Origin of the sequence: Planosporangium spinosum (assembly GCF_049999945.1) — a bacterium.
Classification (GTDB): domain Bacteria; phylum Actinomycetota; class Actinomycetes; order Mycobacteriales; family Micromonosporaceae; genus Planosporangium; species Planosporangium spinosum.
The window spans coordinates 1-6731 of record NZ_JBLYUB010000057.1 but is presented as its reverse complement, the minus strand read 5'-3'; the positions used below and the strand labels follow the sequence as shown (position 1 = coordinate 6731).

Here is a 6731-nt window from a genome sequence, read left to right as displayed (position 1 = left end):
CGGCAGCGGCTGCACTCTGCGCTCGACTACCGCACCCCAGCCGAAGCCCTCACCGACTACCAGATCCGCATCGCCGCCTGACCAGCAAACCCACGAGGACCTGTCCAAGATCCTTGACACAGCTCAGATCTCGATAACCCGGCCTAACGGCCAACGGCTGGTACGGGCGTCCCTTGCGCTGCCATTAGACCTTCTACAACGAACACCGGCCCCACCGCGCTCTCCACGCCACGGCGCCCCTCCGCCCGCTCCCCCAACCGATCACCGCACCGGACACACTCGACCACCTCGACCACCTCGACCACCTCGACCACCTCGACATCCGACGACGCGATCGACTCGGCGGCATCCTCCACGAATACCGACACGCCGCTTGAGCTGCCCGAACGGCATTTTCGGCACCTACAGCGTCGGGACGGCCGGATTTGAACCGACGACCCCTTGACCCCCAGGACGTTGCGTTACACGTCTGCGCACGTCAAGGGCGGTATGCGACCCCGGTTGACATGTCAAGGGGCGCGGCGCGTGCGGCATCGCTCATGACGTGTGGTCCCCAACTGGTCCCCGACCCAGTCCGATTTGCGTCACCAGTAGCACCGCAGCATGAGGCATCACATCTGCCACGGCTGCCGTCGCGGTTACTGTTCTCGTCCGTTACCACGGAAGGTCGTGACGACAGCCACTGTCACCGTGGTGCCGCTGGTGGTCAGATGCGGAACCTCGCGACCAGCTCGCGCAGCGCGACGCTCACGTCGGCGAGTTCGTCGGCGGCCTGCTTGGCCTGGGCTACGCCGGAGGTGGTGACCTCGGCCGCGGCCGCTACCCGGGCGACGTTGTGGGCGATCTCCCCACTACCAGCCGCGGCGGCGTTGACGTTGCGATTCATCTCGCTGGTCGTCGCGGTCTGCTCCTCCACGGCCGTCGCGATCGTGGTCTGGTAGTCGCGAATGCGACCCATGGTCTGGCCGATCTCAGTGATCGTCGTTGCCGCGTTGGCGGTTTGGGACTGAATCGCCTCGACACGGCGCACGATGTCCTCGGTGGCACGCGCGGTCTCCTGCGCCAGTTCCTTGACCTCACCCGCGACGACAGCAAATCCCTTGCCCGCCTCCCCTGCACGGGCCGACTCAATGGTGGCGTTGAGCGCCAGCAGGTTGGTCTGCGCCGCGATCGCGGTAATCAGCTTCACCACGTCACCGATCTCCGCCGAGGACTGCCGCAGCCCGTCCATCACCTCGGTCGCGGCCTCGACGCGCGATACCGCGCTCTCCACGACGGACGCGGCATCGCTAGCGCTGTTGGAAATCTCCCTGATAGACGCGCCCATCTCCTCGCCGCCCGCAGCCACGGTGGAGACGTTGAACGAAACCTGCTGCGCCGCCGCGGTCACGGCAGCGGCCTGCGCGCTGGTCTCGTCAGCTGATCCCGCCATCTGCTGCGACACTCTGGCCAAATCCTCGGAAGAGTCATTCAGTGCCGTCGCGTGCTCGGAAATGGCGGCCAGAGTGGCCTGCAGTGACTCGATGCTGGCGTCGACCGCCCGGCCCAGTCGACCCAACTCGTCGTTGGTACGCAGGTTCGTGCGCATAGTCATGTCGCCCTCGGCTATCCGCCTCAGCACATCGACCGCAGTCGCCAACGGGCGAACCACGGACCGGGTGACCCACATGCTGAGCACCAGCGCGAGCACCAGCGCCGCCACCACCGCGCCGAGCAGGACCTGACGGCTCGTCGTCACCGCGCGATCCGCCGCGCGGCGCAACTGGGCGTTGCGCGCGTCGATCGACTCTTCCAGTTCTCCGGCTACCGTCGACGCCTGTGTGTACGCCTCCGCCGCCGGACCACCGTTGATATTGGTCATCGCTTCGGCGCGGGCCTGCTGGGTGTCCTGGCGGAGCAGCGCCATGATTTTGTCATCCCAGGTGAAGAACGAATCCCACGCCGGGCGCAGCTTGTCGAACTTCGCACGCTCCGCCGGAGTCAGGTCCGCGACGTGAACACGGTCAAGCGCGTCGTAGAGCTTCTTCTTGCTCGCCAGCTCGCCCTTACGGTTGTAAGAGCCCGCATCAGTAGCCGCCACCCCGCCGAAGGCGCCCGCGTCGGCCACGACCAGCCCCTGCCAGCCGGTGACGTCGGCCACCCCGTAGTTCACCGCCTGGATGTCGTCCTTGAGCTGGGTCAGCCGAGCCAACCGCTGGTCGGCGTCGTGCTGGCGCGCCTGACCCCACAGTCCGGCACTGGCCGCTGCCACGATCAACAGCCCCACGATCAGGAACGACGCGGCCAAGCGCCGACCTACGCTCAGATTCCGAAGACGCAACACCGCTGACCCCGATCCATCCGCCGTTGAGGCTGGCACTCCATTGGGTAGCGGAACTATCGGTCACCGATACCGGAACCTGAGAACTACCGGTTTAGTCGCCAACGCCCTCTCTGGTGCGCGTTGGGGCCAGTGGTGCGTCGGCACGTCGCACGGACGTCCACTCCCTTCCCGAGTCGGAGTCCGCGGAGCACTCTCCTTGACCGCCGGTCAAGGTGCGCCACAGATGCACAGCAAAGATCAACGCGGTCCCCAGGGTCAATCCAGAAACCTGGATCAAGCCTGTGACCTGCGTCGGGACGGCCGGATTTGAACCGACGACCCCTTGACCCCCAGATTCTGGTATGCCATGTTGGACAGTGCTAATAGGTACGCAGAAGCGGACAGAACGGCAGCTTCCAACTCTTCAGTCCTGCCCCGTGCCATCGCATCCGCCACTTCTCGATCTTCGCTGTTACCACGTCCGTTACCGCGCCAGGTCAAGTGCTGCGCCTGTCAGCTAGTGCGGGCTGCTCCCCGAATGAGCTCCTACCACCTTTACCTCGCGGACACCGGCTCAGCCAGGACCACTCGATGACCGGTTCCAGCGACAAAGTACCTGCGGTGCGCACCATGGACTCGAACCCGAAAGCGGCCGATTACGAGCGCAACCCGGGCTTATTGTGCGATTTCTTGCCGCGCCGATCGGCACGGGAGGCCTACTGGTTCCTACCGGCGCTGTGCCTGCCGAAATCTCATCCACCCAGATCAAGCGGCATGTCGTACTCGTGAAGGATGCCACCGAAACGGTCACGTCGGCGGATGTCGAGTTGGGTAATTCGGCCCGGATCGGTGATCGGTTCGGGCAGTGGCTTGAGCGGGCGAGCGTTGGCGATGCCCTGGTGCGGCCTGTGCTCGTTGTAGGAGTGCCCTCCGGGCGGCCGATGCCGGCGGGGTGCCACAATGATCAGGTGCCTGGCCTTCTTGATCTGACCGGCAAGGTCGTCATCGTCACCGGAAGCTCCTCCGGCATCGGGGAAGCCACCGCCCGCCTCCTGCACGCCGCCGGAGCGCTGCCGGTCCTCGCCGCCCGGCGCGCCGAGCGTCTCACCGCCCTGAGTGGCGAGTTGGGTGGAGCGCTGGCGGTGCCGACCGACGTGACGGAACCTGAGCAGCAGCGGGCACTGGTGCAGGCTGCGGTGGACCGCCACGGCCGTGTCGACGGTCTGGTCCTCAACGCGGGCGCCAGCTTCCACCTCCGGCTGGAGGAGATCGACCCGGCCGCGTACCTGCAGCTGCTGAACCTCAACGTGGTCAGCGTGGTCACCGGGCTGCAAGCGGTCCTGCCGGTGATGCGCCGGCAGCATGCCGGGCGCATCGTCACCGTCAGCTCGGGCACGACGCGGCTCTCCCCGCCGGGCGTCGGCGGCTACGCGGCCTCCAAGGCCGCGGTGAACATGCTCACCGAGGTTGCCCGCAAGGAATTCGCGGACGACGGCATCGACGTCTCGCTGGTGCTGCCGTCGGTCACGGCGTCGGAGTTCGCCGGTGGACGGTTGCTGCCGGGCGCACCGCCACCGCGACCCGGGATGGTCGTGCACACCGCTGAGTACGTCGGCCGCGTCATTCTGCGCGCGCTGCGCACGGGCGAACCGCGCATCGACATCCCGCACGGCCCGGAGTTGCCGGAGCTCACCGAGCCGGCGGCCTAGATCCTCGACCAACCACCCGGGAAGACGCTGCCCCGGTGAGCTGTGGTGGGGCCGGCCGGGTGCAGGAGCCTTCCTCGGTGACAGCCGGGCTGAGCGGACCGAGCATGTCGACAGCCCGGTAACGGTCAGGTCTTCACCGCAGCTTGTCGAGGGTAATCGGCAGGTCGAGCACGCGTTTACCGGTGGCATGCCGCACGGCGTTGGCCACGGCTGCGGCGGCGCCGGTGATGCCCACCTCCCCGATCCCATGCAGGCCCAGTGGCATGGTCGGGTCCGGCTCGTCGAGCCACTGGACGTCGATGCGCGGGATGTCGGCGTGCACGGGCACGTGGTATTCGGCCAGGCTCGGATTCATGATCCGGCCGTTGCGGTGGTCGATCAGCGTCTGCTCCGACAGCGCCATGCCGATACCCATGACGATGCCGCCGCGCAGCTGGCTCGCCGCGGTGCGCGCGTTGATCACCGTGCCGACGTCGAACACGCCCAGCCAGCGCGACACCCGCACCTCCCCGGTGTCGGGATCCACCCGGACCTCGCAGAACTGCGCCCCCGATGTCGCCCGTACCCAGCGCCGGCGGTCGCGCACGGTCCGGGCGACGAAGCCCAGCATGTTCCCCTTCGACTCCGCCTCTACGTGGTCGCGGCCGGCCGCGGTCAGGATGTCCGTGTACGTCTGGCCGCCGCCACGGTGGTAGAGGCCGCCGTCGCGGGCTTCCAGCTCCTCCATCCTGCGGCCCCGCAGGGGTGAGCCGGGCGCACGGCCGGCCAGGGCGAGGACAGACTTCTTCAGCTTGCCGCACGCGGCCAGCACGCCCGCCGCGGCGCTCGCGGTCTGGACCGAGCCGATCGCGCCGGCGCCCGGCGGCAAGGCGGAGTCGCCGTACTCCACGCGTACGGACTCCAGCGGCACGCCCATCTCGTCGGCGGCGATCTGCGCCTGTACGGTCGCCGTGCCCATGCCCATCTCGTGCAGGCCGCTGCGCACCACGACCGTGCCGTCGGAGCCCAGCCGCACGGTGACGCTCGCGGGCATGCGCATCGACCCGTGGTGGGCGGTGGCCACCCCCATGCCGACCAGCCACCGGCCGTCCCGCATCGCGCCCGGCCGCGGGTCGCGCTCGCGCCAGCCGAACCGCTCGGCTCCCCGCGCGTACGCCTCCCGCAGCATCCGGTGCGTGAACCTCTGGCCGCCCACCGGGTCGCGCTCAGGCTCGTTGCGCATCCGGAGCTCGATCGGGTCCATGCCCAGCTCCCAGGCCAGCTCGTCCACGGCCGACTCCAGGGCGAAGGTGCCGATGGACGCGCCGGGGGCCCGCATGAAGGTGTTGGTCAACAGGTCGAGCGGGACGGAGTCCTGGCGCAGGTGGATGTTCGGGGCGGCGTACAGGTGGCGGGAAGCCTCGGTGATCGGCTCGGGCATGCCGCCCACCCGGCCGGTCCGGGAGACGCTGGTGTGGATGAGCGCGGTCAGCCGGCCCTGCGCATCCGCGCCCAGCGCGACCCGCTGCGTGCTGACCGTGCGCCCGCCGACCGTGTGGTAGACGCCCGCGCGGGTGAGCGCCAGCCGTACGGCGCGGCCGGTCGCCCGGGCGGCCAGCGCGGCGAGCAGCGTGCCGGCCCAGGCCCGTGACTTCCCACCGAACCCGCCGCCGACGAACGGGGACAGTACCCGGATCGACTTCTCGGGCACCCCGAATCGCTGCGCCAGATGTTTGCGCAGCCAGGGGATGTTCTGCGTGCCCTCGTGCAGGGTCAGCCGGTCACCGTCCCACACGGCGGTCGTCGCGTGCGGCTCGATGGCGTTGTGGTTGTGCTGCGGCGTGCTGAAGTCGAGGTCCACCGAGAAGGGCGCGGCGGCCAGCGCGGCCGTCGCGTCCCCCTTGTCGGCCCCGCTCTCCATCAGCGGGTTGCCCTTCTCGGGGACGGCGTTCGGGGCCTCGGCCGCGAAGTCCACCGCGGCGGGCAGCTCCTCGTACGCCGGCCGCACGAGCGACGCGGCGTACCGCGCGGTCTCCGGCGTCTCGGCGACCACGACCGCGATCGGCTGGCCGTTCCAGTGCACCTCGTCGGTGGCCAGGTAGTTGACCGACGAGCCCGAGGCGATCGAGCTGAGGTTGAGGAAGCTCATCTTGCGGGCGGGTTTCATGGCCGGCGCGTTCTCGTGGGTGAGGACGGCGATCACGCCGTGCACGGCGCGGGCCGCGGCCGTGTCGATGGCGGTGATGCGGCCCCGCGCGATCGTGGCGTGCACGAGCGCGGCGTGGGCCAGGTCCGGGTAGTGGTGCTCGGCGGCGAAGCGGGCCTGGCCGGTGACCTTGGCCGGCCCGTCGAGCCGCTCGACCCCGCGGCCGACGTATTTCGTCGAGCCGGTCGTGCTCTCGGTTTCGACGTACTCGATGCTCATCGCGGGGCTGCCTCCTTGCTCAGCTCGCGCAGGGTGGCGACGATCGTGGAGATGGCGAGGGCGACCTTGAACGCGTTCCCCTGCCGCACGGCCGCGGCAGCCATCTCGGCCTCCGCCGACCGGCGGAACGCCGCCTCGTCCGCCGGCCCGCCGAGCAGCAGCCGCTCGGCCTCGCGGGCCCGCCAGGGCTTAGTGCTCGGTTCCTCTTTGCAGGTGTAGATCGCTTCTGCCGGTGGGATGCTGGTGGGGAGGCGGTCTTTCATGCCGAAGTTGCTGTACGCGCGTCCTCCGAGCGACGTGGAGGAGGAACGCACGG

The 6731-nt window shown here is 69.1% G+C and carries 3 protein-coding genes and 1 pseudogene; 1 reads left to right on the top strand and 3 read right to left on the bottom strand.

Features of this window, described 5'->3' with window-relative positions:
• Window positions 1–706: 706 nt before the first annotated feature.
• Entirely contained in the window at window positions 707–2287 is a 1581-nt protein-coding gene (locus ACNTMW_RS34035) for a methyl-accepting chemotaxis protein (RefSeq protein WP_426638184.1), read from the bottom strand.
• 695 nt (window positions 2288–2982) lie between these two features.
• Here ACNTMW_RS34035 and ACNTMW_RS34030 point away from each other — a divergent pair.
• A complete protein-coding gene (locus ACNTMW_RS34030; RefSeq protein WP_426638183.1) occupies window positions 2983–4011 on the top strand; it encodes an SDR family NAD(P)-dependent oxidoreductase in 1029 nt (342 codons plus the stop codon).
• A 133-nt stretch (window positions 4012–4144) separates the two neighbouring features.
• Here the strand turns inward: ACNTMW_RS34030 and ACNTMW_RS34025 are convergent, their stop codons facing one another.
• Window positions 4145–6415, bottom strand: a complete 2271-nt coding sequence (locus ACNTMW_RS34025) for a xanthine dehydrogenase family protein molybdopterin-binding subunit (protein WP_426638182.1) — start codon at window positions 6413–6415, stop codon at window positions 4145–4147.
• Window positions 6412–6731: pseudogene (locus tag ACNTMW_RS34020) on the bottom strand (hypothetical protein); the annotation flags it as partial. The gene ACNTMW_RS34025 and the pseudogene ACNTMW_RS34020, both read right to left, overlap by 4 nt.

Bases quoted from the DNA above. Each gene is read 5' to 3' on its own strand.
- ACNTMW_RS34025 (WP_426638182.1), bottom strand. From the start codon at position 6,415: ATGAGCATCGAGTACGTCGAAACCGAGAGCACGACCGGCTCGACGAAA.